Origin of the sequence: Streptomyces massasporeus (assembly GCF_014648995.1) — a bacterium.
Taxonomy (GTDB): Bacteria; Actinomycetota; Actinomycetes; order Streptomycetales; family Streptomycetaceae; genus Streptomyces; species Streptomyces massasporeus.
In genome coordinates this window covers 118166-144664 of sequence record NZ_BMSE01000014.1, presented here as the reverse complement: position 1 = coordinate 144664, position 26499 = coordinate 118166, and the positions used below count along the sequence as shown (strand labels likewise).

27 protein-coding genes, 1 tRNA gene and 1 pseudogene are annotated in these 26499 nt (G+C 70.3%); 15 read left to right on the top strand and 14 right to left on the bottom strand.

Annotated elements, in window-relative coordinates:
* Positions 1-4: 4 nt before the first annotated feature.
* A complete protein-coding gene (dcd, locus tag IE153_RS27570; protein WP_030846430.1) occupies positions 5-580 on the bottom strand; it encodes a dCTP deaminase in 576 nt (191 codons plus the stop codon).
* 575 nt (positions 581-1155) lie between these two features.
* Here dcd and IE153_RS27565 point away from each other — a divergent pair.
* Positions 1156-1229: transfer RNA gene (locus IE153_RS27565), tRNA-Gly, on the top strand.
* A gap of 503 nt (positions 1230-1732) precedes the next feature.
* Here IE153_RS27565 and IE153_RS27560 read toward each other — a convergent pair.
* The gene (locus tag IE153_RS27560) at positions 1733-2362 is read right to left on the bottom strand and encodes a TetR/AcrR family transcriptional regulator (RefSeq protein ID WP_189592489.1); all 630 of its coding nucleotides are present in this window, start codon (positions 2360-2362) and stop codon (positions 1733-1735) included.
* Positions 2363-2484: 122 nt separating this feature from the next.
* Here IE153_RS27560 and IE153_RS27555 point away from each other — a divergent pair, with 122 nt between their 5' ends.
* The 3 genes from IE153_RS27555 (at position 2485) to IE153_RS27545 (ending at position 4279) form a co-directional block, all read left to right on the top strand.
* Entirely contained in the window at positions 2485-3477 is a 993-nt protein-coding gene (locus tag IE153_RS27555; RefSeq protein WP_189592488.1) for an aldo/keto reductase, read from the top strand.
* Positions 3478-3552: 75 nt separating this feature from the next.
* Complete coding sequence (locus IE153_RS27550) at positions 3553-3897, top strand: AbeC-like domain-containing protein (protein ID WP_498063512.1); 345 nt, start codon at positions 3553-3555, stop codon at positions 3895-3897.
* A 136-nt stretch (positions 3898-4033) separates the two neighbouring features.
* Positions 4034-4279, top strand: coding sequence for a hypothetical protein (locus IE153_RS27545; RefSeq protein ID WP_189592486.1), 246 nt, complete (start codon positions 4034-4036; stop codon positions 4277-4279).
* A gap of 122 nt (positions 4280-4401) precedes the next feature.
* Here the strand turns inward: IE153_RS27545 and IE153_RS27540 are convergent, their stop codons facing one another.
* Positions 4402-6906 carry a hypothetical protein gene (locus IE153_RS27540; RefSeq protein WP_189592485.1) on the bottom strand — a complete coding sequence of 835 codons (2505 nt, stop codon included), beginning with the start codon at positions 6904-6906 and terminating at the stop codon, positions 4402-4404.
* Between the two features lie 220 nt (positions 6907-7126).
* On the opposite strand from IE153_RS27540, the pseudogene IE153_RS27535 reads away from it, so the two are divergent.
* Positions 7127-7231 (top strand): annotated as a pseudogene (locus IE153_RS27535) (type II toxin-antitoxin system VapB family antitoxin); the annotation flags it as partial.
* Between the two features lie 530 nt (positions 7232-7761).
* Here the strand turns inward: IE153_RS27535 and IE153_RS27530 are convergent.
* On the bottom strand, positions 7762-9123 hold the full coding sequence (locus tag IE153_RS27530; protein WP_189592484.1) for a lipase family protein: 1362 nt from the start codon (positions 9121-9123) through the stop codon (positions 7762-7764).
* A 1086-nt stretch (positions 9124-10209) separates the two neighbouring features.
* Here IE153_RS27530 and IE153_RS27525 point away from each other — a divergent pair.
* Positions 10210-11253 (top strand): fatty acid desaturase family protein, encoded by a 1044-nt coding sequence (locus IE153_RS27525; RefSeq protein ID WP_189592483.1) that lies wholly within the window; start codon positions 10210-10212, stop codon positions 11251-11253.
* Positions 11254-11345: 92 nt separating this feature from the next.
* Here IE153_RS27525 and IE153_RS27520 read toward each other — a convergent pair whose 3' ends face one another.
* Together IE153_RS27520 and IE153_RS27515 are read right to left on the bottom strand one after the other, a co-directional pair.
* A complete protein-coding gene (locus IE153_RS27520) occupies positions 11346-11573 on the bottom strand; it encodes a hypothetical protein (RefSeq protein ID WP_189592482.1) in 228 nt (75 codons plus the stop codon).
* A 61-nt stretch (positions 11574-11634) separates the two neighbouring features.
* Positions 11635-11817: a hypothetical protein gene (locus IE153_RS27515; protein WP_189592481.1), complete on the bottom strand. Its 183-nt coding sequence runs from the start codon at positions 11815-11817 to the stop codon at positions 11635-11637.
* Between the two features lie 197 nt (positions 11818-12014).
* Here IE153_RS27515 and IE153_RS27510 point away from each other — a divergent pair, with 197 nt between their 5' ends.
* On the top strand, positions 12015-13256 hold the full coding sequence (locus tag IE153_RS27510) for a PP2C family protein-serine/threonine phosphatase (RefSeq protein WP_189592480.1): 1242 nt from the start codon (positions 12015-12017) through the stop codon (positions 13254-13256).
* Here IE153_RS27510 and IE153_RS27505 read toward each other — a convergent pair.
* Together IE153_RS27505 and IE153_RS27500 are read right to left on the bottom strand one after the other, a co-directional pair.
* Positions 13235-13612 carry an STAS domain-containing protein gene (locus IE153_RS27505; RefSeq protein ID WP_189592479.1) on the bottom strand — a complete coding sequence of 126 codons (378 nt, stop codon included), beginning with the start codon at positions 13610-13612 and terminating at the stop codon, positions 13235-13237. The genes IE153_RS27510 and IE153_RS27505 overlap by 22 nt on opposite strands.
* A gap of 633 nt (positions 13613-14245) precedes the next feature.
* Positions 14246-14842: a DUF5994 family protein gene (locus IE153_RS27500; RefSeq protein WP_189592478.1), complete on the bottom strand. Its 597-nt coding sequence runs from the start codon at positions 14840-14842 to the stop codon at positions 14246-14248.
* A 585-nt stretch (positions 14843-15427) separates the two neighbouring features.
* On the opposite strand from IE153_RS27500, the gene IE153_RS27495 reads away from it, so the two are divergent.
* Positions 15428-17143: a SpoIIE family protein phosphatase gene (locus IE153_RS27495; RefSeq protein WP_189592477.1), complete on the top strand. Its 1716-nt coding sequence runs from the start codon at positions 15428-15430 to the stop codon at positions 17141-17143.
* Between the two features lie 34 nt (positions 17144-17177).
* Here the strand turns inward: IE153_RS27495 and IE153_RS27490 are convergent, their stop codons facing one another.
* Complete coding sequence (locus IE153_RS27490; RefSeq protein WP_189592476.1) at positions 17178-17852, bottom strand: hypothetical protein; 675 nt, start codon at positions 17850-17852, stop codon at positions 17178-17180.
* A 543-nt stretch (positions 17853-18395) separates the two neighbouring features.
* On the opposite strand from IE153_RS27490, the gene IE153_RS27485 reads away from it, so the two are divergent.
* Genes IE153_RS27485 through IE153_RS27465 form a run of 5 tightly spaced genes read left to right on the top strand, consistent with a single transcriptional unit; the run spans position 18396 to position 20568 of the window.
* On the top strand, positions 18396-18683 hold the full coding sequence (locus IE153_RS27485; RefSeq protein ID WP_189592573.1) for a hypothetical protein: 288 nt from the start codon (positions 18396-18398) through the stop codon (positions 18681-18683).
* Positions 18684-18690: 7 nt separating this feature from the next.
* On the top strand, positions 18691-19077 hold the full coding sequence (locus IE153_RS27480; protein WP_308432212.1) for a hypothetical protein: 387 nt from the start codon (positions 18691-18693) through the stop codon (positions 19075-19077).
* A gap of 59 nt (positions 19078-19136) precedes the next feature.
* Positions 19137-19637 (top strand): DUF5994 family protein, encoded by a 501-nt coding sequence (locus IE153_RS27475; protein WP_189592475.1) that lies wholly within the window; start codon positions 19137-19139, stop codon positions 19635-19637.
* Positions 19634-20050 (top strand): DUF5994 family protein, encoded by a 417-nt coding sequence (locus tag IE153_RS27470; protein WP_189592474.1) that lies wholly within the window; start codon positions 19634-19636, stop codon positions 20048-20050. Before IE153_RS27475 ends, IE153_RS27470 begins: the two co-directional genes overlap by 4 nt.
* Before the next feature lie 53 nt (positions 20051-20103).
* The gene (locus IE153_RS27465; RefSeq protein WP_189592473.1) at positions 20104-20568 is read left to right on the top strand and encodes a DUF5994 family protein; all 465 of its coding nucleotides are present in this window, start codon (positions 20104-20106) and stop codon (positions 20566-20568) included.
* Positions 20569-20574: 6 nt separating this feature from the next.
* Here IE153_RS27465 and IE153_RS27460 read toward each other — a convergent pair whose 3' ends face one another.
* The 4 genes from IE153_RS27460 to IE153_RS27445 form a co-directional block, all read right to left on the bottom strand.
* Complete coding sequence (locus IE153_RS27460; protein WP_229829197.1) at positions 20575-21108, bottom strand: hypothetical protein; 534 nt, start codon at positions 21106-21108, stop codon at positions 20575-20577.
* 276 nt (positions 21109-21384) lie between these two features.
* On the bottom strand, positions 21385-22497 hold the full coding sequence (locus IE153_RS27455; protein ID WP_189592472.1) for an SPFH domain-containing protein: 1113 nt from the start codon (positions 22495-22497) through the stop codon (positions 21385-21387).
* A 29-nt stretch (positions 22498-22526) separates the two neighbouring features.
* Positions 22527-22964, bottom strand: a complete 438-nt coding sequence (locus IE153_RS27450; protein ID WP_189592471.1) for an NfeD family protein — start codon at positions 22962-22964, stop codon at positions 22527-22529.
* A 396-nt stretch (positions 22965-23360) separates the two neighbouring features.
* A complete protein-coding gene (locus tag IE153_RS27445; protein WP_189592470.1) occupies positions 23361-23699 on the bottom strand; it encodes an inner-membrane translocator in 339 nt (112 codons plus the stop codon).
* 282 nt (positions 23700-23981) lie between these two features.
* On the opposite strand from IE153_RS27445, the gene IE153_RS27440 reads away from it, so the two are divergent.
* Together IE153_RS27440 and IE153_RS27435 are read left to right on the top strand one after the other, a co-directional pair.
* The gene (locus tag IE153_RS27440; protein WP_189592469.1) at positions 23982-24680 is read left to right on the top strand and encodes a hypothetical protein; all 699 of its coding nucleotides are present in this window, start codon (positions 23982-23984) and stop codon (positions 24678-24680) included.
* Between the two features lie 186 nt (positions 24681-24866).
* Entirely contained in the window at positions 24867-25496 is a 630-nt protein-coding gene (locus tag IE153_RS27435; protein ID WP_229829196.1) for a sigma-70 family RNA polymerase sigma factor, read from the top strand.
* A gap of 139 nt (positions 25497-25635) precedes the next feature.
* Here the strand turns inward: IE153_RS27435 and IE153_RS27430 are convergent, their stop codons facing one another.
* Positions 25636-26496 carry an ABC transporter ATP-binding protein gene (locus IE153_RS27430; protein WP_189592467.1) on the bottom strand — a complete coding sequence of 287 codons (861 nt, stop codon included), beginning with the start codon at positions 26494-26496 and terminating at the stop codon, positions 25636-25638.
* Between the last annotated feature and the right edge of the window lie 3 nt (positions 26497-26499).

Below are 26499 nucleotides of genomic sequence, written 5' to 3'. Positions count from 1 at the left end.
TCGCTCACACCTGGGTCCGATGGAAGTTGAGGAAGGACCGGGAGGCGGTCGGCCCGCGCTGTCCCTGGTACCGGGACCCGTACCGCTCGCTGCCGTACGGGAAGTCGGCGGGCGAGCTGAGCTTGAACATGCACAGCTGCCCGATCTTCATGCCCGGCCAGAGCTTGATGGGCAGGGTGGCGAGGTTGGACAGCTCCAGGGTCACGTGCCCGCTGAAGCCCGGGTCGATGAACCCGGCGGTGGAGTGCGTCACCAGCCCCAGGCGCCCCAGCGAGCTCTTGCCCTCCAGCCGGGAGGCGAGATCGTCGGGCAGGGTGATGACCTCGTACGTGCTGGCGAGGACGAACTCCCCGGGGTGCAGGATGAACGGCTCGTCGCCCTCGGGCTCCACGAGCCGGGTCAGGTCGGCCTGCTCGATGGCGGGGTCGATGTGGGGGTACCGGTGATTCTCGAACACCCGGAAGTAGCGGTCGAGGCGCACATCGATGCTCGACGGCTGCACCATCGATTCGTCGTACGGGTCGATCCGCACCCGCCCTGCATCGATCTCGGCCCGGATGTCTTTGTCTGAGAGAAGCACGCCCCGAGGATACGCAAGGCGCGCGGAGCGACCACAACCGGACGTCTCCGCGCGCCTTGTGCCTGTTGCCTACTGCTTGTCCGTTACCGCACCGGCCGTGCTGTCACTGCGACCACGGCCACTGCGGCTGCCGCTGCTATCGCCGCTACCGCTTCTGATAGCTGACGGGCACCACGCTCCGGAGCCGCGCACATCGCGGGCACCGAAGCAGCCGCCCGGGGCCGAGCCGCTCGGCCTGCTGCATCGGGAACGAAGCGGTGCTGAACACGTGCCCATCGGCACAACGGACGACGGTGCGCTCCATCAAGTCCCAGAGTCCCTTCCCCAGAGCCGCGTCTGGCTGCTGCTTGCCTGACGACAAAAGCCACAGTACGGGATCAAAGGGACGCCCCTCCAGGCGGCACTCCGGCCCCGCCCGGACCCTCTCACGCGCCACCACCGTACGCCCCAACTCCGTTCCCCCGCAGCCGCATCCCATCCCTGAAACGCCCTCAGGCCCCGCGGCGCGAACGCCGGAGGCCTGGCATGAGGTAGAGTGAGCGAGCATTCGACACCGACCCCGGTCGGCGTCTTACGCGGGTGTAGTTTAATGGTAGAACATCAGCTTCCCAAGCTGAGAGCGCGAGTTCGATTCTCGTCACCCGCTCCAATTCAAACCCCCAGGCCATTGGCCCGGGGGTTGTTTGTTGTCTAGTCCAATTTGGGGGCGGCGTGCCCCCTGCGTGCCGTAAGTCGAAAAGCGAAATGGTCGCACCTGTTGCCCCGCGCACCACGCGACGCCACGCCTACCTCAGACGTCTCAAATGACGAGACGCACTTCATGTGACTTGCACCATATTAGGGACCTCTTTGGGTGAAGTCGCATACGCAAAATCCCAGTTCACTGAGCTAAGTGGTCGGCTCCGGAAACCCTTCGGGGGCTGACCCCGGGACGGGGCGTCTGTCGGGTGTCGCCGAACTCCTGGCTGGCACAGCCGTTGACGAGGGCTGCTACCGCCAATCCGGATGGCCACGGCCATCACCGACCGCCTGGCCGGCCGCGGGCCCGATGTCATCACTCCCGCGCCGGCGGACCGCGCGTTCGTCCACCAGGTCATCTTCAACGGACACACCCGGAGGTGTGCGTCCAACCAAACGGTTTGGGCGTTGTTCTCAGTCCGAGCGAGGGAACATGCGCTCGACGGCGGCCACCAGTGCGGCGCGGCGGGCGGCGATGGAGGGGTCCACGGCCTGGTCTGGGGCAGCGGCGGCGATTTCGGGCTGACCTGCCCAGGTCATGGCGATCTGGTTGATCAGGGCGAGGACGTCGACCGGGTCCCAGGCCGGGTCGAGCAACCCGATGCGCTGTGCGTCGCGGAGTTGGTCGAGCTTGCCGGCGATCGTGGCCTGGAGGGGGCTGGTGGTGTTGCCTGCGGGCTCGGCCAGCTCCAGGCGGCCCCACATGATCAGGCGGTAGTGGTCCGGACGTGCCGTGAAGTGGTCGAAGAGGATGCCGGCATAACCGGGCAGGTCGGCCGGGTCCAGCTGAGTGGCCTCGATGAGTGCGGTCGTCTCGCGTTCGGCGACGTGCGCGTAAAGGGCTTCCTTGCTGCGGAAGTAGGCGTAGACACGTTCCTTGCTCGTCCTGGCCTGCTTGGCGATGCGGTCCACGCGGGCGCCGGCGATCCCGTGCCGGGCGAACTCCTCCTTGGCTGCGGCGACGATCCGCTGGCGCGTGGAGTCGGCGGACTCGCCCGCGATGGCGGCGTCCGAGGTCTGGCCAGGGTTGGTGGAGCGAGGCATGAGCCCAGGATAGGCGACCGAACCGTTCGGTTTTGCGTTGCACTCCGGGCAGGCGTAGGTTCACACCGAACAGTTTGGTTTGGTCAGCTATGGGCTGCCGACATGACACGAGGAGCGATCTCATGCAGCACCGCACCCTGGGACAGCAGGGACTGCGCGTCTCCGCGCTCGGACTGGGCGTGATGGGGATGTCCCTGGCCTACGGCCCCTCGAACGACGAGGACGGCATCGCCACCATCCGCCGCGCCCACGAACTCGGAGTCGGCTTCTTCGACACCGCCGAGCTGTACGGCCAAGGCACCGGCAGCAACGAGACGCTGCTCGGCAGCGCAGTCAAGGACTTCCGCGACGAGGTCATCCTGGCCACCAAGTTCGGCTTCGACATGACCAGCAGGACGCCGGGGAGCGGCGTCAACAGCCGCCCGGAGAACATCCGCAAGGTCGCCGAGAACAGCCTGCGCTACCTCCAGACCGACCGCATCGACCTCTTCTACCAGCACATCTCCGACCCCGACGTACCGGCCGAGGAGGTCGCCGGCACTGTCGGTGACCTGATCGCCGAGGGCAAGGTGCAGTACTTCGGCCTGAGTAACGTCGGCCCGCAGTACATCCGCCGCGCCCACACCGTCACCCCGGTCACAGCCCTTCAGTACGAGTACTCGGTCTTCGAACGCGAAGTAGAGGACGAGATCCTGCCGGTCCTGCGAGAGTTGGGGATCGGCCTGGTACCGTACTCGCCGCTCGGCCGCGGCTTCCTCTCCGGCGTGGTCAAGCCCGCTGACGAGTATCCCGAGGGCGACATGCGCCGCTGGGACGAGCGCTGGCAGGGCGAGAACTACGCCTACAACCTGAACGCCGCCGAGCAGCTCCGAAAGCTCGCCGCCACCAAGGGCGTCACCCCCGCCCAGCTTGCCCTGGCCTGGCTACTCGCCCAGGGCGAGGACGTAATCCCGATCCCGGGTACCCGCAGCGCCACACGTCTGGAGGAGAACGTCGGCGCCACCGACGTAGAACTCACCGAGGCCGACCTGGCCCGTATCCGGGAGGTCCTTCCCCAGGGTTCCGCAGGCAGCCGCTACCCGGCCTCGATCATGGCTGGCTTCCGCACGGACTGACAGCCCGTACACCAAGTTCGGCGGTCCCGGGCATGCTGCGGCGAGCAGCGGCGGCATGTCCTCCCGGGCGGGGCTGTGACCGTCAATCCCGGCAAGGACCGGAGGCGCCCCGAACTCGACAAGCAGAAAGGGCCGGTAAGCCTACGGGAGGCGTACTCGACCCGATACATGGACGACATGCTGCAGTACGACGACGCGCGCCGCTACATCGAGATGATGCAACGGCGGATCTTCGACTCGGTCGAGAGGTTCCTCGTGGATCACAACGTCGACGTCGGCTCCTATGTGCAGCAGACCACGGTCATTCTCCAGAACTCCGGCGTCATCAACTACGGCGAGATGGGCTCTGTGCAGAACCAGCCCGGAGCCGTCGGTTCCCAGATGAACGCCCAACCCCCGACAGCAGGAGGAAAAGCGTGATCCGCAGGAACAGCCAGCCCCCAGGCGATAATTCCGGCATCGTGAACTACGGGGCGATGGGGAACGTCCAGAACCAGCCAGGCGCGCCACCAACTCCCAGCAGAGCCAGACCAACACCAGTTCCGGCTCAGATCAGTTGAAGGAATTCTTCGCGCTGCTCGACCGTATCCGACAGGAATTGGCCGCCGAGCAAGGACGCGTCAACGACTACCAGCAGTGTGCCGTCCTTCTCGACCTCACCGCCCAGCAACACCTCGACGACACCGGCGGCCGCTCAGCCGCGAGGACCATGCTGGAACGGATCCGGGCCAAGTGCGACGGCATCCCAGGACTCGTTTCCCTGCTGACTTCCGCGCTCTCCCTGATCGCCACCTTCGCCTGACGCAGGCACGGCGGAAGCGCCTCAGGCGATGTCGTGGATGTTGTGCTCGCTGTCGGGCGGGACCCGGGGGAGGCTCGCCGGGCCCTGGCTCCACGGACCGGGACCCGGCGGGGTAGGCGAGGTCAGCGGACGTCGACGTAGTCGCCCGCGGCGGTGGCGGTTGCGGTGGTGGACGTACCGGCGAAGGTGTAACGCCAGTAGCCGTCCGTCGTCGCCTTCGCTGTGGTCTTCAGGTTTCCGGAGCCGTCGGTGGTGATCGTCTTCACCGTCGTGTACGTGGACGTCCCCTTCTTGCGGAACTGGAGCTTCGCCTTCTGACCGGCGTAGCCATGGTGGCCGCCGAGCGTCTCCCAGTCCGCGCGGGAGAGCTTGCCGGTGATGGTGAGGGGTTTGCCCTTGGCCACCGGCTCGGGAGCCGCGTTGGCAGTCAGCGTCGCGTCACGCAGTATGGGCGCCGACTTGGCGGCGTGCAGGTCTACGTGGCCCGTACCGTCCGCGGACTCGGCCCAGGCAGCCAACTTCCAGGTGCCGGCGAGGGAGTTGCGGCCGAGGCTCCAGCGCGGGTGGATGTAGGCGAAGTGCGCCTCGCAGGTGGAGGTGGTCGCGTTGACCTTGGTGCAGGCGGCCGGCCAAGTGCCGTAGAGGACGGCGTCCGGGGTGGCGTACGACCCCTTGTAGAGGTACATGTCTCCGCCCGCGATCCCCGACGGGGCGGTTGCTGTGAACTTCGCCTTGAAGTCCTGCAGCGGCTCGTCGGTCAGTTCTACCGGCTTGCCTGCGTTGACCGTGACGTTCGAGATGCGGGTCGCTCCCCCTGTTTCGTCGCCGTGCGGCGCCGGGCCCGCGAACGCCCGCGTGATGGTGCGGCGAAGGCTGCCGCCCTGGTCGTCGTCGGAGGTGACGCGCAGCGAGACGAAGGAGGCGGTGGCGGGAACGTCGAGAGTCGCCGAGCCGTCCGACGCGACGGCCAGGTCCGTCCAGGTCGTGCCGTCGTCCGTGGAGTAGGCGAGCCCGGTGATCCTGGTGTTCGCCTCCGCCACATCCGTATTGCGGGTGGTCGCGCTCGCCTGGACCCGGACTGCACCGGCGGCCGCCCGACCGAAGCCGTCGAGTCCCGGAACGTTCAACCGGGCGTCGATCAGCGGGAGTTCCCGCCCCTCCTCGTATTCCGAGCGGAACGTCCACTCGCTACGTACGTCCGTGGACAGCCGCGAGTACGGAACACGGCGGTGGACGGTCTGGTCAAGGGTGTACGTCCTCTCGAACGACGGCAGGCTGGACGACGTCAGCGCATCGAACGCGTCGAGACCGTCGGCCTGGGCATAGGTGACGCCGTCGGAGGAGGTGAGCTTGTACGAGTACGTCGCGCGGCCGTCGGTACCCGCGTGGCCGGCCATGTCGCCGAAGGCGTTCGGCTCGAACAGCCGGATCTTCCCGAAGTTCCGCTTCGAACCGCCCCACTCCTCACGCAGGGGCTGCAGCGGGGCCGCGCCCAGAGTCTCGCCCGCGCTGGTCCCGGCGACCGACGTGCGGTCCGGGAGGTCCAGGCTCAGCTCGCCGGTGCCGTAGGACAGCAGTCGGCTGTAGGTGATACCCGGGGTGGCGTACTCGGTGACCGAACCGCCCACGGGCACTGCGGCGCCGATGTAGACGCCCGTCCACTCGCCGAAGGAAGGGACGCTCTGCAGAAAGGCGGTCGTCCGCGTGCCCGGGGCGGCCACCTTCGTGACGCTCTTCGCCAGGGAGGACATACGGACCGTCTTGATGGGCGAGGTGGGCACGGTGGTGGTGAAGCTGTGCGTGAGGTCGTAGCGGTAGGGGCTCGGCACGCTCGCCGAGGCTCCCTTCTTGCCCAGCACCTCGTGCAGACGCAGCGAGACGCCGCTCACCGAGAACGGGGTGACGTACACCTTGTCGGCTCCCGAGCCGGCGAAGCCCGCCAGGTCGCCGCCCGGGACGCTGATCCACACGGCGGATGCGTGCCGGGTAGCGGTGGTGTCGTCGGTGCGGATCGCGGTCTCCTTGGCCGCGCGCTCGTCAAAGGTGACGGTCTTGGCCGCCGAACCGACCGAGAAGGCACGGGTGAGGAGGTAGCTCGGCTCCTGCCAGTCGTTGTGCAGCGCGACGGAGAAGTAGTCACCCGGCGGCAGCTTCACGGTCGACGAGCCACCGGCGGTGTCGCTGTTGACGGCGTACGGCGTCCAGGTCCGGCGGTCCCAGATATAGAACGACTTGGACCGGACGTCGGCGTTCGTGATGCTCAGCTTGACCGAGTACGTCGACGCGGCGGCGTTCGCCGTAGTGGCGGCGCTCTGCGTGGCGTTGGTGCGCGCCGTCAACGGAAGCTGCGCGGCCGTGCGATGAGCGGTGGACTTCCCGGTCGGCCGCACAGACACCGTGCCTTGCACCGACGCGACGGAGTAACGGGTTGTCTGCCCGGCCCCTGCCCCGTCGGCCGTCACCCGGACGTCCCGTCCGTCGACGAGCTCGACGCGCCCGTCGTCCCCCAACGCGACGCTGCGTCCGATACGGAGCGCCTCGTCCTCCACCGACGAAACCGCCCCCACCGTGGCCGGTCCGCCGCCCGACGCCGTCGCCGCGGGCGCAAGCAGCAGCGAGGCGGTCAACGCCGCTCCGCACAGCCCCGCCGCAGCACGTCTTCGAACCAGTCCCGTGCGAAAAGCAGACATCAATTGACCCCCCTGGCCATATCCCCTGAGACCGTCCCCGGCACATCTGTCACAGGTGACGATCAGCTCACTTTAAAGCGCTTTCCCGCGATCGCCAGCTTGATTGTCATGTGCACCGACACGCCACCAGCCTGCCAGGTCTACGGATCTGCAGCCGATGAGCCGGACCGTGGTCGACCTCGGTGATCAGCTGGTGTCGGAAGTGCCCACAGCTCTCGGTACCAGCACCAAGAAGGAGACGGTGAACACCGCCCTTCGGGAATGCTGGAGTGCAAGCGGTTCGAGCCCATCCTCCAGGTCGCCCAGGACGGCCGGTCATCTGCATGGAGTCTCTCCGCCTTTGCTGCGTCGAGCCGGTAAGCGCCCGCAGCCTCGACCGCGGAACCGGCTCCCACTCGCCGCGTGCCAGGTTCGTGCGCGGTTCCGGCGTCCGGCAGCGCTCCGACCGTCCGCACCGGCTGCTCCAGCTCCGCGTAGGTGCGGCCGCCGAAGGTGGTGCGGCCCTCTCCCCTGTCGAGGCGCAGCATGAGCCGCATCGTGGTGGACCTGCCCGCGTGGTTCGGCTCCAGGATTCCGGTCACCACACCGGGTTCAACCGTGAGCGACACGTCGTCGAGGGGCCGTCACCTGCCCGTACCGCCTGGTCAGTCTCCGCGCGACGATCATGATGTCCGTCCCCTGACTGCTCGCCGGGCCGGGGCGGGCAGCAGCGTGTCTTCTCAACGGTTGCGGCGGACGTCAGCGCCCGCTCGGCCGGCGGCCGCCGCGGTGGCGGGCCGCCGGATGGATCGATCAGGACTGGAAGGGCATCGTCCAGCAGTTGGACGCGGTCGGTTCGCCCTCCAGTCGGCCGGTGAGCCAGGAGATCGCCGTTCCCTGGTCGGTGAGGAGGGGGGCGAGGTGGTTGGTGAGGATCCTGTCGCCGAGGTTGGGCAGGTCAACGGCCGCGTAGGTGACGTTGCCGCCCTTGCGGCACCAGTCCACGGCCAACTGGCGGGCCTGGGCGTGCGGAACGATGTCGTCGTAGATGCCGGTGGCCACACGGACCGGACCGGACGGCTTGAGCGTCCCGATGCGCTGTTCGTCGAGGACGGCCTGGGCGCGGGGTTCGGCGGCGATGATGTCGGCGACGGACTTGCCGCTGGTCGTCCATGCCGTGCTCCGGGTGAAGCCGTAGCGGACGACGGACTCGCCGACGCACATGGTCGACGTGTCGGCGAGGGCCTTGCGTCCGGCGTCGTTGAGGTTCGCCTCGGTGACACTGCGCAGGTCGGGGTAGGTCTGGGAGAAGCCGTTGATCGCCCAGCCCAGGGCGCTGACCAGGGCGCTCCCGTCGATCCCCTTCATGACCGCGGTCAGGTTGGCGGGCGGCGCGCCCGCGTAGGTGCCGGCCAGTTGGACGTCGGGCGCGTAGGTGGGCTGGAGCTCGGCCGCCGAGGCGGTGGCGCCGCCGCCCTCGCTGTAGCCGTACAGGCCGACGCGGGAGCCGGAGGTGAGGGACGTGCCGGGGAGATCGCGCGCCGCACGGACGGCGTCCAGCACCGCGTGCGCCCCGTCCAGGCGGTTGACGTAGGTGTGCAGACGGTCGGTGGCGCCCAGGCCGACGTAGTCGGTGACGACGACGGCCGCTCCGGTGGCGAGAAGACGGTAGATCGCCAGGTTGTCGTAGGCGATGGACAGGGTCTCTTCGCCTGCGGTGAGCGGGTGTTGCAGGGCGAACGACGGCGCGCACTGGTCGCCCTGGCCCATGGTCCCCGAGGCCACCGCCACCAGGGGGCGGGGCCCGTCGCCCTTCCACTGCGCCGACGGCTCGATGTAGGCGCCGGTCACCGCGACGGGCTTTCCGCTCGAGTCGGTGGACTTGTACATCAGGCGGGTGGCTGTGCCCGGCAGGGGGCGGCCGTCGAGGCCGGGGACTGAGACACCCAGGGGGAGGGGTTCTTGTCGGATCAAGGTGCCGTTGGCGGCGGGCAGTTGGGCGGGCGGGGTGTAGAAGGCCGGGATGGCGACTCCCCGGGACACGACGGGTTCGGTGTCGGTCCCGGTGGCGGCGTCGACCGGGGTCGCGCTGACACAGACGCAGGCCACGGCGGCGATCGCGGCGGCGGTCAGGCGGTTGAACGGGGAACGCGGACGGCTTCTGTAGCGGCTCACAGTGCACTCCTCGCGCTGCTTCGATGCAGGGTGCGGGAAAACTAGCACTGGTAGTTAAAGTTGGTAGCGCCTTGATAAGTTACGCTACGGTAACGATCATCCTGAGTGGGTGCTGGGCGCCCCCGGCCTGGCTCGGCGGACGGCCTCGGCGGCCTCGCCCGTACCCGCGGAGTCGGCGTCGATGACAGCGAGAGGCCGGGGCACGTACGCATCCACAGTCACGCATCTCTGCGCGACGCGAAGCAGATGGACGCGGCGACCTCCGAAGGCCCGTCGGCCCCTCCCGGACCGCTCACTCCGACGTCGTGCCCACAACGCGCCCGTAAGGGCGGACGGCCACGGTCAACAGCGGTGCGACCAGGTCCGTGCAACTCTTCCCGGGCGGAGGCATCTGCTCAGGTCAAGGCCATACTGGACGCGCAGGCGTAGTCGCCTCCCAAGCTGAGAGGGCGAGTTCGGTTCTCGTCACCCGCTCCACGAAGACGGCGCAGGTCCGTGGCCCGGGCCGTTTTGCCGCGCGGGGTGGATGGGCCGCGTGCCAGATGCGCACCACGCCGCCCCACAAGGGCCGCGGTCTTTCGTCCACAGGGTGTGGACACAGCTGCGACGCAGACCTCGGACATCTCGGCCGGACGCCTCGCGGGAGGCCGCCAACTGGTGGCTGCGCTCAGAGAACACGGCGGAACGGAGTCGGAACACCAGCCGAGTTGCACGGTGCTCTCGCCCTCGCCGCATGACCGGCCAGGCCCAACGCCCACGTCGCCTGCCCTGCTTGATCACGGCTCTCCACAACTCGCCTCAGGTGGAGCGCTCTTGCCTCTGTCATCGATCCGGCCATGACGTCGAAGTCGCGGCCCGCTCCGCAAGCCCGGTGCCGTCGCGGTGTGTGAGGCCCGTCCGGCAGGGAACACGCATTCACATAGAGGGCCTGCGCGGCCGCCCGCTGACGAAGCAGACGTCGTCCTTGCTCCGCGGTCGCGCGATGCGCTTCCGGCACTGGAGGAAGCGCATCCCTACCTACGGCCCGGTCTCAGCGGCTCCCGGGCGGCGCCGAGTCATCGGCCTCATCCGGGGAGAACCCTCGTCATGACCACGCATTCCATCGTCCGCCCCCCGCCCTCGGAGAGCTCCGGCAGCGACTTCGCCCGGCTGTCGAGGAAGATCGCCGATGCCGGCCTGATGGGCCGCCGTCCCGGCTACTACGCCCTGCGGATCACCGTGGTCGCCGGGCTCTACGTCGGCGGGTGGGCCACCGTCGCGCTCGTCGGTGACAGCTGGTGGACCCTGACCGTCGCCGCTTTCCTGGCCGTCGTCTTCGGTCAGGTCGCCCTGCTCGCCCATGACGCGGCCCACCGTCAGGTGTTCCGCCGGCGCCGGGCCAGCGAGGTGTCCGGACGGATCGCCGGGGCCGGTATCGGGATGAGTTACGGGTGGTGGCAGGACAAGCACACCCGCCACCACGCCAACCCCAACCACGAGGACCTCGACCCCGACCTCGACCCCGACCTGCTGGTCTGGTCCCAGGACCAGGCCCGGGCCGCCACCGGGCTCCCCCGTCTGATCGGCCGCTGGCAGGCATTCCTGTTCTTCCCGCTCCTGACACTGGAGGGCTTCAACCTGCACGTGTCGAGCGTGCGGGCGCTGGCCAACCGCTCGCTCAAGCACCGAGCGCTCGACGGCGTCCTGCTGTTCGCGCACTTCGCGGTGTACCTGACCGTCCTGTTCTGGCTGCTGCCCCTCGGTATGGCGATCGCCTTCCTCGCCGTCCACCAGTGCCTCTTCGGTGTCTACCTCGGCTCCCTCTTCGCGCCCAACCACAAGGGCATGCCGATCCTGAAGGGCGAGGACCGCCCGGACTTCCTGCGCCGCCAGGTGCTCACCTCGCGCAATGTGCGCGGCGGCCGGCTCACCGACATCGCGCTGGGCGGGCTGAACCACCAGATCGAGCACCACCTGTTCCCCAGCATGCCCAGCCCCAACCTGCGCAGGGCGCGGACCATCACCCGGCGCCACTGCGAGGACCTGGGCGTGGACTACGTGGAGACCGGGCTGATCACCTCCTACCGGCTGGCCCTCGTCAGCCTCCATCAGGCGGGAGCACCGCTCCGGAAGACCCGGGTTCCCGCGTAGGAGCAGGCATCCGGTGATCGCCGCGAGGACCGTCGGCGGCGGTGACGGCGCCGCGCCACGCCGCGGATGCCCGGGCGCCGATCGGCTCCCCGTCAGCGCAGCCGGTCACCCCTGGCCCGTCGCCGGTCATCGCGGATGCGGTCCTGGCGGTCCCGGCGGCGGATGAAGTCGCCCGGTTCGAGATCACCGTCCATGAGCCGCCCGATCACGAGACCGACGATGCCCAGCCCCAGCACCAGCAGAAAGGCCCAGAAGTCACCGAAGTACGCGGCGAACCCCAGCGCCATTCCCGCGATCAAGCCCACCACGCCCCTGCTCATCACGCGCTCCTTTCGACGCACCGAGCTTGATGCGGTCCCCTTGCTCCGGTCCGGCCGTCCTCTACTCTTCCCGCCTCAGCGCTCTCCGGATGAGCAAGAAGGCCGCAACAGCGACCAGGGCGATCCCGATGAGGATCAGCAGTGCCCCGAGGACGATCAGAACCGTCCCGACCAGGATCAGCAGTGCCCCCACCAGGATCAATATCGTCCCGATGACGAGAAGAAATGCCGCGAGGACGGTCATGGCTGCCTCCTGCACCCTCGACTCTGACTCCTCCTCGTCCGCTTTGTAAACAAATCCGGATGAAATGGTGCAATGGGGCCTACGATGGCGGGAGGTCCCCCTTCTGCCCAAGCCATGTGCGGCGAGGGCTGCTTGGGACGACATGCCACCCAGGCGCAATCGGCTCGCCATCACCCGGGGACGAAGGGAATCGAGCGATGACGGACGGTGGGCGCCAGCCGGACAGGATCGGGGTGGACCGGTCGGAGGGGTTCGGCGAACGACTGCTGGGTGTGCTGCTGGACCGGGCCCACGAGATGCCGCCGGACTTGATCGCCCCACTCGTCGCGGAGGAGGTGGCCAGGGTCGGGGGGCGGGAGGTCTCCATCCTCCTGCAGGACTACGAACAGGTCCTGTTGGTGCCGCTGCCGGGCCGGAGGCTGAAGGTCGGCGGCCCCGAGCCGGTCGAGGACTCCCCCGCCGGCGAGGCGTTCCTGAGCCGAAGAACGGTGGAGGTGCCGCAGGGCGGCAGCGTGCGGATGTACCTGCCACTGCTGGACGGCAGCGACCAGATCGGGGTCATGGCAGTCACCCTGGACAGCGTCGATGACGACGACCGGCGGCTGCTCCGGAGACTCGCCGGCCTGGTCGCGGACATGATCGTCACCAAGGACGCCTACACGGACCAGTTCTTCCAGGCCCGCCGCAGCGCCCCGATGAGCGTGGCCGCGGAGATCCAGTGGTCGTTGCTGCCGCCGCTGTCGATGACCGTTCCGCAGGTGGAAGTGGCCGGAATCCTGGAGCCCGCCTACGACGTGGCCGGCGACAGCTTCGACTACGCCCTCAACGGCGACATCCTTCACGTGGCCATGCTCGACGCGATGGGCCACGGACTGGACGCGGCGACCATGGCGACGGTGGCCGTCGGCGCCTACCGGCACACACGACGGTCCCACACCGACCTGTCCCAGGTGTACGCGTTCATGGACCGGGCCATCAACGAGCAGTTCGGCCACGAGCACTTCGTCACCGCGCAGATGATGGTGCTGAACATCGGCACCGGCCTGCTGCAGTGGGTCAACGCCGGCCACCCGGCTCCGTTCCTGATCCGTGACCGCGCCGTGGTGGACCGGCTGGAGAGCCCCACCACGCTGCCCGTCGGCTTCGGCGGCGAGGAGCCAGTGGTCAGCGAGCGGATGCTGCAACGTGGCGACCGGTTGCTGTGCTTCACCGACGGCCTGATCGAGGAGCACCAGACCGGCGGGCAGCAGTTCGGTGAGGAACAGCTCATCGAGTGGACCAACCGGATTCTCCGCGACCGCACCGAGGTACGAGCGGTGGTGCGGGCGCTCTCCCACGCCCTGAAGCACGAACGGGGCGGCACCACGACCGACGACGCCACCATCCTCCTCGTCGAGTGGCGAGGCGGCGATGCCGATCACCTCACCGCCCTCGACTGAGCCTCCTCGGGAGACCGACGTGACGGCGTCCGGCCGGTGGGGAGCTCGTGGACCAGGAAACCGGAGCCGGTGATCTCGATGATGCGGGCCATGATCGGCGGCGGATGGTGCAACCGGAGAATCATGCCGGCTTCGGTGGCGAGCCCCGATGCCGTGAGGAAGACGTTGAGCCCGCTGGCGTCGCAGAAGGTGACTCCCGTGAGGTCGACGTCGGTGATACCCGTGCCGTCGTTCAGGCATTCGGCCAGCGCGGCCCGTACGAGCGGGGCGGTGGCCAGGTCGATCGCCCCCGAAAGGGTGATCAGCGTGCGGGTGGGGTGGTCGTGCCGGTGGACGTTCAGCCGTGGAAGGGGCATGGCTCCTCGGTTCGGAGTGCCCGTCGGCGAGCCGTCGTGGCCGGACCGGGTCCTGCCCTCGCTGCGTGCCGCCGATACGGGGTGTGCGAAGTGGCGGGTGGAGGGCCGTTCCACGAGCCCGGGTCGGCGGGCATCGTGGTGGACCGGCCGTCCGGGATGCGCCACGAACCGGACACAAGGTCCGCGTCCGACGGCATCGTGTCCTGGAGGGTTGGCTGCCCCGGCCTGCGGACACCGGACGCGGGTGGGCCCCCGGCCTGTCGTGTGCGCGGCTGCGGCCGGGGTCCCGGATTGCGGGGTTGTGCTGTCGGTGCGGTCAGTTCCGCCCCTCGGGTGACGGGCCGGGCGAGCCTGCCGGAAGGGTGGGGCTCGCTCCTTCACGGGCACGCGGGCGGAGTCGCCCGCGTACGCCGGGTCCGGGTCGACCGGGGCGGCCGGTACGGCTCGTCACCGCCCCGCCGCGGGCCCTTCGCCGAGCCGACGGAGCCGGTCCCGCTACAGGCATCCCGGTGTGGCCGTAATGGACGCCGGCCATACGGTCGCCGTGCTGCGAGTTCAGCAGGCGGATGAGGAGCGCCCCGACCACGATCAGTGCCAGGATCACGGCCACGGTCACGAAGGTCTCCACCGTCCTCACCTGCCCCTCGGTTGCTGCGGCACCGTGCCGGTCATGGCCGGCAGCCGTGGAGGTGCGGCCGAGTCGGGTGGCTCGTGCCCTCCTTCGGAGTCCCAGACCGCCTCCACGGCCCGGTCGGCGACGCGCAGCGTCCGCAGGCGCGCCGCCTCCTCCATCAACCGGCTCGCGGTCGACATACCCCGCGGGTCACTCGCGGCGGTCATCAGCCAGGCGGCCGAGTCGGGGGCCGTCTGCGGCGGGACGACCAAGAGGTTCCAGCGGCCCACGTGGTAGGAGAGCAACAGCAGTTCGTGCGGGTCCTGCTCGTCCCGGAACCAGCCCACGTTCACCACGTGCCCGGCGACGGGCACCTTGCGCGGGATGACCGGCCACTGAGCGGGATTCACCGTGACCCGGGTGATCCGCCCCCACAGCGGATCCAGTACGGCGGTCAGGGACGGGAGTTCCGCCTCGAGATCGCGGGAGCGGGGCCACCAGGCGCCGTCCAGCAGAGCCGGTGCGGAGCCGGTGGGAGCCAGCGACAGACGCGGAGAGAGCGAGGAGAGCCGGTCTTCGGCTTCGGTCGTCGGCGGGTGGGTAATGGTCGCCATCATGACGCGAACCCTGCCCCGGGCCGACCGAGATCGGCCCGGAATATTGAATCGCCGAAAACGACACGAGCCTGAAAGCCGGTGTTCGAAATATCCTCGGTAAATCCAGCGTACTCCTCCGACAGGCCCGGCGGACCGTGCGGACAACGGAAGACGCTCCCATGCGTTTTTCCCCGGAACCGTCGTCCCTGAGAGGCAACGATTCCGGGCAAGTGGCAGACAGGTTCGATCCGACGCGGCCAGGGGCGGTGCGATCCGGGCTGTCGCTCTCTGGCCCCGGACCGCGTAGGCGCAGGTCAGGACCTCTGCACCTGCCCAAGTGCCGTCACTCCCCAGGCTCCGAGGGCGAGTTCGATTCTCGTCACCCGCTCAGACCGAAGTCGCCTTCACGGAGGGGGTGTTGTTCCGGCAGCCCGAGCGCGTGCCGCAGCAGGGTGGTCGCAGCGTCTCGCGCCGGCGGAACGACACGGCCACGCGGCCTCGCCGAGCTGATCCGTGCCGAGTCGCGGGAATATCGATCCACTGGTGTGTCGGTCCCCCGATGCGCCCGCGGGTTTCGGCGAGGGTTTCCCTGACGGAGGGGGTGGCATGGTGAAGGGCGCGGGAGACGAGGGGAACCGGCCGGCGGCCGAGAGGGGATTCTGGCAGCTGGTCGTCGGGCACCTGGGCACGGCCCTGGTCGTGGTGGATCCCGACGGACGGATCCTCGCGGTCAATCCGGCGGCCGAGCGGCTGCTCGGCCGCGCCGCCCCGGCGATGCGCGGGGAGGACGCACACGACCTGCTGCACCGGGATGCGCACGGCGGCAGGATCCCCCGGGAGCAGTGCCCGCTGCTGCGGGCCGTGGCCGAGAGGTCCGAGGCACGCGAGGAGGGCGACATCTGTCTGCGCGGTGACGGTCGCCTGATCGCGCTCTCCTGGTCCGCTTCTCCCGTGACGGACGACGGCGCCTTCATCGGCATGGCCGTGCTGTTCACCGACACCGCCGGCGAGCGCAGCGCGCGTCGGGAGCGTGCGGCCTACACACGTGCTCTGGAGGACCTCACCGAGCGGCTGACGCTGGTCGCGGAGATCACCGACGTACTCGGCCAGACCCTGGAGACCGATGAGGCCCTCGTCCGGCTGGGCCGCCTGCTGGTTCCCCGCCTCGCCGACTGGGCGGCGGTGGATCTCCGGGTCGGTTCCGGGGAGGTCCACCGGGTGGCGGTGACCGGTCCCGCGGGCCGGGAGGCCGGACTGGAGGGCGGGCGCCAGCGTCTTACCGGGGCCGGGGCGGGAGATCACTCACCGCTCGTCCAGGTGCTCAACGGCGCTGATCCCGTACTGCAGCAGGAGGCGGATCCGGCCGCACCGCCCGCCTCTCCCCTGGGCGCCGTCCACGACGACTTCCTGCGGACGGTGGGCTCGACGTCGGCCATCACGGTGCCGCTCGGCCCCCGAGGGCAGATCACCGGCGCCCTGACGGTGGTGCGCACGGACCCGGAGCACCCCTTCGACGGCGACGACCTGGACGTCGTGAGCGACATCGGCCGCCGGGTCGGCCTGGTCATCGACAACGCACGGCGGTTCGGCCGCCAGCGCGCCGTAGCCGAGGCCATGCAGCGCAACCTGCTCGCCCCGCTGCCCCAGCCCGGCCGCCTGCGGCTGGCCGCCCGCTACCAGCCCGCCCCGGCCGGCTCCCAGGTGGGCGGCGACTGGTACGACGCGTTCGAGCGGAAGGACGGCACGCTCGCGCTGGTCATCGGCGACGTCGTGGGCCACGATCTGACCGCGGCGGCCGGAATGGCGCAACTGCACGGCATCCTGCGCTCACTGGCCTGGGACCACACCGGCCCGCCCGGTGCCGTCGTCGACCGCCTCGACGACGCCATGCCCGCCATCACCACCGTCCCCATGGCCACCCTCGTCCTCGCCCTGCTCGAAGGCGACCCGCACACCGGTCCCTGGACGCTGCGGTGGACCAGCGCGGGGCACCCCCCGCCTCTGCTGCTGACCCGGGACGGACAGGCGCGGTACCTCGAAGCGGGACAGGGAGTCGTCCTCGGTGTCCCTCCGGGCACCGGCGGCAGCCGGCCCAGCGCCGCGCAGGCCCTGCCAGCGGGTTCCACTCTCCTGCTCTACACCGACGGCCTGATCGAGGTCCCCGGCAGCGACCTGGACACCGGCCTCGCCCGTCTGCGCCGCCACGCCCTCGCCCTCGCCCACGAACCGCTGGACACGCTGTGCGACCGACTGCCCGCCCGCATGCCGCCCGGCAGCACCGACGACGTGGCCCTCCTCGCCCTGCGTCTGCCGTCGCCCTGAAGGCGGTGACCGCGGTGAGGCGGGGCCCGGGGGCTCAGGTGTCGAGGACCAGGACGCGGAACGGACCGAGCGGGGCCGTCCGCGGTGTGTCGCCTTCGATGTACCGCCATCCCCAGGACCGCAGCGCGTCGACGGTCCTGTGGTCGGAGCGCTTCACCAGCGTGACGGCGACGGCGGCACCGTGGTCGGTGAGCAGCCGTTTCTGCAGGCGACGGGCGAGGTTCCAGGCACGGTCCTGGTTCTGCCTGCGTACCCGGGTGGGAACGTGGATCCCGGAGATCACGAAGAGACGCCCGGAGGCGGCAAGCCGCAGCAGCCGCCCCGGAAGGTATCCGTCGAAGCCCTCCCACCAAGGGCCGTCGCCGCCTACGGGGAAACCGTAGGCGCAACCGGTCAGCGCGGTGGTCTCCGCGATCAGCAGCTCGAATCCCGGACGCCGTGCGTCGGCCGCAAGCCGCCGCAGGAAGGCGCTGCGGGCTTGGTTCCACGCCCAGGGGCCGCCGCCGGACGTCTCCGCGTACAGATCACCCAGTTCCTGCAGATGGTCCTCGATCTGACGCCGGGTCAGCGGACGGACGCGTTGCCCTTCCCGGGGCGAGGAGCCCCGTTCCGGCCTCGGGCCGGGCTTCCGCGTCGCGGGCGGGTGCGAACCGACGGGACGCCCGAGGAGTTCTGTGGTCGTCGGCGCAGCCGGCACGTTCACGGTCATGAGGCAAGCCCTGCTTCGGGCACGGACGGACCCGGCCCGGCGTCGTCGGTCGCCGAGAGCGGCACCGGTGTCGGAGTCGGCGCGCGACGCCCTCGGTGTCTTCCACCGTACTCCCGCGGCCGCGCTGCCCTTCGGGACCGACGGTGGACGAGAACGCCGAGGCGGGTGCGGCGTTCCGTCCGCTTCCCGACAGTGGGGGGCGCACGGGAGTACGGTGGAGGTACTGAGGGCATGTCGCACACCGGCTTCCGCGCTGGTCTCGTCCTCGGCGAGACACTTCGCCGGAAGCCTCGCGCAGCGCAGGAGCTTCCGGAGACAGGTCAGCACGATGGCCCCGGCCTTCGATTCCCTCTCCGCCGCCGACGCGTGGCCGGTGCCCGACCCGCGCAGGGCCGTACTGCAGCTCTTCACCACCGGCGCCACGGGCACGAACGGCACCACCGGCACCACCGGCACCCATGCACCACCACGCGCCCGAGGGACGGCGGGCCCGCTTCTCCCCGGCTCTTCCCGCGTTCGACCGACCGTCAGGTCGTGACCGCCATGGACATCGACCTCGGCATCGCCGCGCTCCTCGTGCTCATCGCCGCCGAAGCGTACGTGATCCACCGGCTCAACTCCGCACACAGCGAAGGGATCGCCTTGCGTTCCTCCAGCCGCTTTCTTCCCGGCCCCCCAGCCGCCGGCACCACCCCGCCGCCCCCATGGCACTCCACCCCGTCCGCTGCGCTCGACCGTCGCGACCATCGCGACGGCGGGCGGGGGCGCCACCGACCGCGCCGCCACCGGGAACGGACGACGCACAACACGCGGAACGCCGCGGGACGTTGAGGCCGCAATGACCGACAGAACAGAGGTCACGTCCATGCCCGCGCCGCTCAGCCGAAGCCGCAGCCAAGGCACCGACACCGGCAGCAGTCACGGCACAAGCGAAGACCCGCCGGCGTACGAGACCGCCGCTGGTGATCTCCCCATGGGCGACCTCGCGGAGGTCCGCATCATCGCCGCCAGCCCCGACATCGCCCAACGAGTGACGCAGCTACTGCGCCGGAACCTCCGCTGCGACGAGCCCCGCAGCTACCCCGCGGGCCCCGACGGGCAGGGCACCCTGCTCCATCTCACCGTCGACACCGGGCATGTCGGCGAAGAGACCGTTGCCCGGTCGCCCTGGCTGGCCACCAGCCACACCCAGGCACGACGCGCCCACACCGACGAGCCTGGCTGACGCCCGCCCAGCGGCACCGGCAGTCGCAGGACGGCCGCCCGAGGACAGGAACCACGACCATGAACCCGCACACCGGCACGGGCCCACCGCCGAGGACCGGCTACCGCGCCGCCAGCCGCCCGGTAGGCACGCCACCGCGCCCTGCCCGGCTCGCCCTGCGCCCACCGACCTTCCCGCCCGGCCCCCTCTGCGGCGCATGGTGGCCCCACACCGATGACCTGATGGCCGAACTGCCCGCACTCACCGAGGCGTTCGACGCGACGCGAGGACGCGTGTCACGCATGGCGTCCCACCGCGACACCTGGCCGGCGGCGCCCTGCGACCTGCCCGTGCCCGGGCACACGGTGAAGGCCGCGTGGTTCGCCTCCGGTTTCGACCCGCACATGATTCGGCTCTTCTCGTACGGCGTCGGACGCTGGGACCTGCTCGTCGTCCCATCCCGGACCGAGACCGCCACGGCGGCACGGCTCATGGCCGCGGCTGCCGACCCCGCGCTCCACCTCACCGCGAGCGAGCTCCTGGCGGCCGAGCTTCACAATCCGTCGAAGGAAACGCCATGATCACCACAGCGCCACCCGCACCGCCCGCACCGCCCGCACCGTCCATCCGCCCTCTCCTCCGCCTGCGGCTCGCGCCCCACAGCGCGCTGCCACGTCGCCTCGACGGGGTGTGGTGGCCACGTTCGTACGACCTCCTGGCGGAGCTTCCGCAGCTGCTCGCCGCACTGCCGCGCGCCTGGGGACACATCTCCGGCGTCACGGTGAACGGAGCGGCCTGGTCCGCGGCGCCCGGCCGGATGCTCGTCGCCAACCAGGTCGTACGACTGCGGAAGGCCGTCGCAGCGCACGCCCCGGACACCGTCGTCCTGCTCGCCCCCGGCCACGGCCGCTGGGACCTGCTGGTCGTGCCGCCCGACACCACCGAGGAGGCAGCCGAGCCGATCATGACCGCCGTGCTCGGCGACCGCGCCTGACCCGCCAGGAGTAGCGTGGACGCGAGGAGGCCCCGAACAGGCAGGTGAGCACGATGCCCGATCCCGATTCCCCGCCTCCGGCAGGTCTTCTGGCGGACGGTGCACACGAATCCATGCGTCCCGGAACGGCGCTTCTGCGGCTCACCACCACTCACGAACGCCAGAGCATCCTCGACGGCGCGTGGTGGCCCCGTTCAAGGAGTCTCGCCTCCGAACTGCCCGGCCTGATCAGCGCCCTGACCGAGCGCCTCGGGCCGATCACACGGATCGGCCTGGACTCCGCGGCCTGGGACGAAATACCGACGCGGGTGACCGTCGACGACCGTGTGGTGCACATCGACGTCTTCTCCGTGGGCGACGAAACCGCGCTCGTGACCCGAGGGGACCAGGACCACTTCTCCCTGCTCGTGGTCCCCCCGGACACGCCCCCCGAGGCGGCGCGAGCCGCGATGACCGAAGCGGTCCGATCCGGCAGCCCCAAGCAGGCCCAGCAGATTTTGATCGACACCAGCCTTTGACTACCTCTATTCAGTGCGCAGGGCGGTCGCGGTTCGGGTCCTGGCGGCCCAGCCGGCGGGCAGCAGCACACCCAGGGTGGCGATGAGCAGGCCGCCGAGGGTCAGCGGGAACAGTTCGGCCCCGTGGTGGACGGCGATGACGGAACCGGGGAGGCGGAGCCCCACGCTGTCGCCCATCGCGGATCGTGGACAGCGCGTTGAGCGGACGACCATGTCACCGCCGGCGTCGAGTCCGCCGGCCTGAGCGGTGGCCCCCAGCGGTGTCAGGTCCTTGTTCAGCGCCTCCACGTAGACGGTCACGTCGGTGCCTGACGTGACCGCGATGTGATGGCTCGTCTCCGTCAGGTCGGGATGCGCGGACGTGAGGGTCGAGGCTGAGCGGTACAGCATCTGGTAGCCGCCGCTGCCGGGCGCGGTGAGCGCCGGCCCCTGGGACGGAACCACGCAGGCGTCGGCGGTCTGCGTGTCCGAGCGGGCCACACCCACCACCGTCACGGCCGGCGCGCCGGACAGGCCGGGGAAGGTGATCTTCATGCCCATGGTCGGGATGTGCGGGGACCGGCGGACAGCACGATCTCGCCGGAGCGCGCGGGCCACCGTCCGTCGAGCAGTGCCACCTCGTCCACGTCCCGGCGGCCGCCGAGGAGGAGGCCCCGGCGGCCGCCGGATGTGCCGGCGGCGGGTGATCGAGCGGCAGGACCGACCGGTGATCGAGCGGTGGGGCCTGTCGGTGATCGAGCGGTGGGGCCGGCCGGCGCCCGCCACCCCCGGTGCCGCTTCTCCGATCCCTCGTGCCGCGGACCCGCCGAACCGGCCTCACGAACCCCCGGGCGTCTGCCCCCGCCGCGGCGTCTGCGGCGACTTCGCCGCCTCCGCCTCGGCCTTGGCGTCGCTCACCGCCGCGGCGGCCTGCCTCCCCGCCTCGTCGGCAGCCGCGGCGGCGTCGAGCGAGGCCTTCGAGCCCGCACCGAGTTCCGGAGTCCGGCTTTCGTACGACGTGTCGCCGGGGCCGCCCGTGGCTGCTTCCTCGGGTTGCGCGGGTGAGGGCCGGCCCGCTGTCGACTGGTCGCCGAACGCGGTGGTGACGGTCCGGATCGCCTCGGTCAGCTCCCCCGGGATCACCCAGAACGTGTTGTTGTCGCTGTTCGCCAGGTGCGGCAGCGTCTCCAGATACTTGTAGGCCAGGATCTTCGCGTCGGCATTGTTGCGGTGGACGGCCTGGAAGACGAGCTCCACCGCCTTCGCCTCACCGTCCGCCCGCAGGATCATGGCCTGCTGCGTGCCCTGCGCCTCCAGGATGTCCTTCTGCTTCGTGCCCTCCGCGGTGAGGATCTTGGCTTGCCGCTCGCCCTCGGCGTGCAGGATGGCCGCGCGCTTGTCACGTTCGGCCCGCATCTGCTTCTCCATCGCCTCCTTGATGGTGTGCGGTGGATCGATGGCCTTGATCTCGACACGGTTGACCCGGATGCCCCACTTGCCGGTGGCGTCGTCGAGGACGGCGCGCAGCCGGGAGTTGATCTCCTCGCGCGAGGTGAGCGTCTCCTCCAGGTCCATGCTGCCGATGACGTTCCGGAGCGTGGTCACGGTGAGCTGATCGATCGCATGCAGGTAGTCGGCGACCTCGTAGGCAGCCGCCCGGGGGTCGGTGATCTGGTAGTAGAGAACGGTGTCGATGTTGACCACGAGGTTGTCCTCGGTGATCACCGGCCTGGGGTCGGACGAATAGACCTGCTCGCGCACGTCGAGTTTGGTGTTGATGCGGTCCGCCACCGGCAGGAGCAGGTTCAGCCCGGGCTGCAGCGTCCGGCGGTAGCGGCCGAACCGCTCGACGTTGTAGCGGCGCGCCTGCGGGACGATCCGCACGCTGGAGGCCACGAGGAAGACGACGACGATGGCCGCCACCAGGGCGAGGACGACAACTGGTTCCACAGTGCCTCCGTTGCTGTGCGTTCAGCCGTTCACGGAAGAAGCTCGCGGGGGTAGACGACGGCCGTGGCGCCTTCGATCTCCATGACGTCGACCAGCGCTCCCACCGGGATCACGTGGCTCTCGTCGAGCGTGCGGGCGGACCACTCCTCGCCGGAGAGCTTGATCAGACCGCGGGTCGCGGTGACCTCCTGCATGACCTCGGCCCGCTTGCCGATCAGCGCGTCGCTGCCGTCGCGGGTGAGGGGTTGCTGTGTCATCTGCCGCAGCGCGACAGGACGGACGACGACAAGGCCCGCGGCCGCCGCGACTCCGAGGGCCACGAACTGGCCGACCACGCCGATGCCCACACCGGCGACGACGGCGGCGACCACGGCGGCACCCGCCAGGAGCCCGAAGACCAGGGTCAGGGTGAAGAACTCCGCGACGCCCAGTGCTGCGGCGGCGAGCAGCCACGCGAACCACGCCATCGAATCGCCCTTCTGCAGGGGCCCTCTCCACCAAGCTACCGCCCGGAACTCCGGACAGGACAGATATGGGGCGGCAGTGGATCCTGATCGCCGGGTACCGGCCCGGCGGGCGGACGGTCGCGGTCACCAGCGGTGCGTACGAGCACTGCGCACAGGCCGGGGCCCCGCTGGGCTGGTCGAGCTCCACTATCTTTACTGGGCATCGGAGGTCTCTGCGGGGGATCGATGACGGCGTGGGCAGAGCTCTCGAACACGGTGGGGGTCAATCGGCTCCTGACGCCGACGGTGCTCAGGTTCGCCTGTGGTGTCCTGGCCGTCGCTTCGCTGGTCGGCGTCACATGCGGTCTGGCCGGGTCCGAGTGACCGGCGCGAGTGGCCGCCGCTCCCTCGTGTGGGTCAGGGCGAGGACCTCAGCGTGTGGATGGCCAGGAAGACGCAGAGCGTCAGCTGCACCGCCCCGATGCCCCGGTGCCCGATCCGCAGCAGCAGGACGGCCGTGACGCCGAGCGCCAGGGCCAGTGCACCGAAGCCCAGCACCGGCGCCCAGTCCGGGGTCGGCACGTCGGCCGCCGTCCGTCCGGAGGCTGCTCCCATCCGGTTCCACCCTCGGGCGACAAGCACGATGGCGACCAGCAGTCCGGCCGCCATGTCCGCCACCAGTACGAGAAGCAGGAGACAACCCGCGGTGAAGGCACTCGCTTCGTCGGAGGGCTGCTTGTCGGCAAGTTCGGCCATGGCCCAACGATCGCGCGGAATCCACCCTTCCGAACGATCCGTCGCCGACTCGCAACCCAGGCGTGCTCCGTACCTTCAGCCTGCCGTCACAGAAGTACCCCACAGAAGTACCCCACAGAAGTACCCCCAGGAACAGCAGTCGGCCCGGACCGCCCTGAAGTTCCCGGCTCTTCCCCTCCAAGTCGTGTGGCGTGTATCACGGAGGTCGCGTTGAGCGGGATACCAGGGGGCTTTCCGTACCCACCCCTGACGCCGGATCCACGGATGCGAGGATGAACCGCCATGACAGCAGGGTGGTGTTCACGCGCAGGACGGGCCGCGGTGTTCGCGGCCGTCTGTGTGGTGCTCGCCGCTCTGGGCCACGTCATGATGGCGGAGGCCGTGGTGGCCTGGTGGGCGCTGGCCGCCGGAGCCGCGGCGGTCGGCGGTTCGGCGTGGCTGCTGGCCGGCCGGGAGCGCGGACTCCACGTCGTCGTTCCGTTCACGGTCGCCGCCCAGACGGCGCTGCACGCGTGGTTCTCCGCCACGCAGACGGCCGTGAGCCCGGCTCCGGCGCCCTCGATGCCGGCACACACGCACGCCATGGAGCACGGCACGCACTCCCTGCCCATGTCCCACTCGGGCCATGGCATGGACGGCATGGCCTCCATGGGACACGGCATGGACGGCATGGACACCTTGGCGTCGGCAGGGCATGGCATGGCCGGTATGTCCTCCACCGGCATGCTCGCCGCGCACCTGCTGGCCGCCCTGCTCTGCGGGCTGTGGCTCGCGCACGGCGAGCGTGCCGCCTTCCGCATCCTGCGGGCGCTGGCCGGATGGCTCGTGGCGCCCCTGCGGCTGCTGCTCCGCCTTCCGGCACCACCGCACCGCCCCCGCGTCCGCGCCCGCCGCGGTGATTCCGCCCGGGCACCACGCAGGCTCCTTCTCACCCACGCCATCACCACGCGGGGTCCGCCCGTGGGGACCGCTGTCGCCTGAGACAGCCGGATTCCCGACCGCCCGCGGCGCCACCGCGCCCGGGCGGCTCGGGCACCGGTCGAGCGCCGCGCCGCGCATCCGCCTGTGATGCGCCACCGTGCGCGCGTACGGCCGCACCCCACACCCTCACCGGATCCACCGACCCCTGCGTCGGCCCGGATGCCGGATTCCCGAGAAGGACACCAGGTGATCACTTCTGTCCTGCCCACCTCGCGCGACAAGACGGTGCACGCCGACACCACGACGCCGGCCGAGGAGTCGATAACGGCGTGGGCGCTCGCGGCCCGCGGCGGCGACCCCGAGGCCGTCGAACGCTTCGTCCGCGCCCTGCATCGCGACGTCCGCCACTACGTCACCTACCTGGGAGGGGACCCCCAGGCCGCCGACGACCTCGCCCAGGAGACGTTCCTGCGCGCACTCGGCAGCCTGCACCGTTTCGAGGGCCGCTCCTCGGCCCGCACCTGGCTGCTGTCCATCGCCCGCCGCGCGGTGATCGACAGCATCCGCCACGCCGCCGCCCGCCCCCGCCTCGCCGACACCGACGACTGGCAGTGCGCCGCCGAACGGGTTCAACCGCGCGGCCTGCCCGGCTTCGACGACGGCGTCGCGCTCGCCGAACTGCTGGCCGAGCTGCCCGAGGACCGGCGTGAGGCGTTCGTCCTCACCCAACTCGTCGGACTGCCCTACGCGGAGGCGGCACACCTCAGCGACTGCCCGATCGGCACCGTTCGGTCCCGGGTCGCCCGCGCCCGCACCTCCCTGGTCGCCTCGCTGCGGGACGCGGAGCGCTCGGGGCTGGTCGGGGCGGCGGCCTGACACACCGCGAGACAGCCGCCCGCTGAGCGCGGAGCGGTTCGGCGAGGGCCCGAAGCCGTCACCGGCTTCGGGCCCTCGTGGTCTGCGCACCAGCGGGCCGCTCGGAGCGGTCTACTCGCTGGTGACACCGGCTCTCACCTCATATGCGGCGAACCGCGGTTCCGGTGCTCGGGAGACTCTCCGCCGTAGTCTCTCCGTCTCCGTCCCCGTCCCCGTCCCCGTCCCCGTCCGCGAGCGCGTCGGCGGCGTACGTGATGCGGATGACGCCGTCGGCGTGCCGTTCCGTGCGGGCGCGGACGCCGAAGACGTCGCCGAGCAGCTGGGGGGTCAGTACGTCCAGGACCGGTCCCGCCGCCCTCACGGTGCCCTCGTGCAGGACGACCAGGTGGTCGCAGAGCCGGGCGGCCAGGTCGAGGTCGTGCAGGACCGCCAGTGTGGTGATGCCGGTGGCGCGGATGAGGTCCAGCAGTTCGAAGCGGGCGCGGATGTCGAGGTGGTTGGTGAGTTCGTCCAGCACGAGGAGCTGGGGGATCTGGGCCAACGCCCGGGCCAGCAGCACGCGTTGGCGTTCTCCGCCGGACAGGGAGGCGTAGTCACGGTCCGCGAACGGTCGTACGCCGCAGCGGTCGATGGCGGCGGCCACGGCCCGGTGGTCCTCCGCTCCGTCACGTCCCAGCAGGCCGTGGTGAGGGGCGCGGCCGAGAGCGACGATCTCGGTGACGGTCAGTCCGGTGGTGTTGCCGCCGCCGTCCTGGAGGACGGCGGCGGTGCGACGCGCCGCGGTGCGGGGGGACAGGGTCCATACGTCGTCCTCGCCGACCCTGACCACGCCGTCCGCCGGTCGCAGTGAGCGGTAGACGGTGCGCAGCAGGGTGGACTTGCCGCTGCCGTTGGGTCCGACGAGACCGACGATGTCGCCCTTGTGGGCCCGGAGGCTGACCTCGCGGAGGATCGGGTTGCGGTCGAGTGTGACGTGGAGTCGGTCGACGGTGAGTTTCATGCC

Bases quoted from the DNA above. Each gene is read 5' to 3' on its own strand.
- IE153_RS27560 (WP_189592489.1), bottom strand. From the start codon at position 2,362: ATGCCTCGCTCCACCAACCCTGGCCAGACCTCGGACGCCGCCATCGCG.
- IE153_RS27555 (WP_189592488.1), top strand. From the start codon at position 2,485: ATGCAGCACCGCACCCTGGGACAGCAGGGACTGCGCGTCTCCGCGCTC.
- IE153_RS27525 (WP_189592483.1), top strand. From the start codon at position 10,210: ATGACCACGCATTCCATCGTCCGCCCCCCGCCCTCGGAGAGCTCCGGC.
- IE153_RS27520 (WP_189592482.1), bottom strand. From the start codon at position 11,573: ATGAGCAGGGGCGTGGTGGGCTTGATCGCGGGAATGGCGCTGGGGTTC.
- IE153_RS27515 (WP_189592481.1), bottom strand. From the start codon at position 11,817: ATGACCGTCCTCGCGGCATTTCTTCTCGTCATCGGGACGATATTGATC.
- IE153_RS27510 (WP_189592480.1), top strand. From the start codon at position 12,015: ATGACGGACGGTGGGCGCCAGCCGGACAGGATCGGGGTGGACCGGTCG.
- IE153_RS27505 (WP_189592479.1), bottom strand. From the start codon at position 13,612: ATGCCCCTTCCACGGCTGAACGTCCACCGGCACGACCACCCCACCCGC.
- IE153_RS27500 (WP_189592478.1), bottom strand. From the start codon at position 14,842: ATGATGGCGACCATTACCCACCCGCCGACGACCGAAGCCGAAGACCGG.
- IE153_RS27495 (WP_189592477.1), top strand. From the start codon at position 15,428: ATGGTGAAGGGCGCGGGAGACGAGGGGAACCGGCCGGCGGCCGAGAGG.
- IE153_RS27490 (WP_189592476.1), bottom strand. From the start codon at position 17,852: ATGACCGTGAACGTGCCGGCTGCGCCGACGACCACAGAACTCCTCGGG.
- IE153_RS27485 (WP_189592573.1), top strand. From the start codon at position 18,396: ATGGACATCGACCTCGGCATCGCCGCGCTCCTCGTGCTCATCGCCGCC.
- IE153_RS27480 (WP_308432212.1), top strand. From the start codon at position 18,691: ATGACCGACAGAACAGAGGTCACGTCCATGCCCGCGCCGCTCAGCCGA.
- IE153_RS27475 (WP_189592475.1), top strand. From the start codon at position 19,137: ATGAACCCGCACACCGGCACGGGCCCACCGCCGAGGACCGGCTACCGC.
- IE153_RS27470 (WP_189592474.1), top strand. From the start codon at position 19,634: ATGATCACCACAGCGCCACCCGCACCGCCCGCACCGCCCGCACCGTCC.
- IE153_RS27465 (WP_189592473.1), top strand. From the start codon at position 20,104: ATGCCCGATCCCGATTCCCCGCCTCCGGCAGGTCTTCTGGCGGACGGT.
- IE153_RS27460 (WP_229829197.1), bottom strand. From the start codon at position 21,108: ATGGGCATGAAGATCACCTTCCCCGGCCTGTCCGGCGCGCCGGCCGTG.
- IE153_RS27450 (WP_189592471.1), bottom strand. From the start codon at position 22,964: ATGGCGTGGTTCGCGTGGCTGCTCGCCGCCGCAGCACTGGGCGTCGCG.
- IE153_RS27445 (WP_189592470.1), bottom strand. From the start codon at position 23,699: ATGGCCGAACTTGCCGACAAGCAGCCCTCCGACGAAGCGAGTGCCTTC.
- IE153_RS27440 (WP_189592469.1), top strand. From the start codon at position 23,982: ATGACAGCAGGGTGGTGTTCACGCGCAGGACGGGCCGCGGTGTTCGCG.
- IE153_RS27430 (WP_189592467.1), bottom strand. From the start codon at position 26,496: ATGAAACTCACCGTCGACCGACTCCACGTCACACTCGACCGCAACCCG.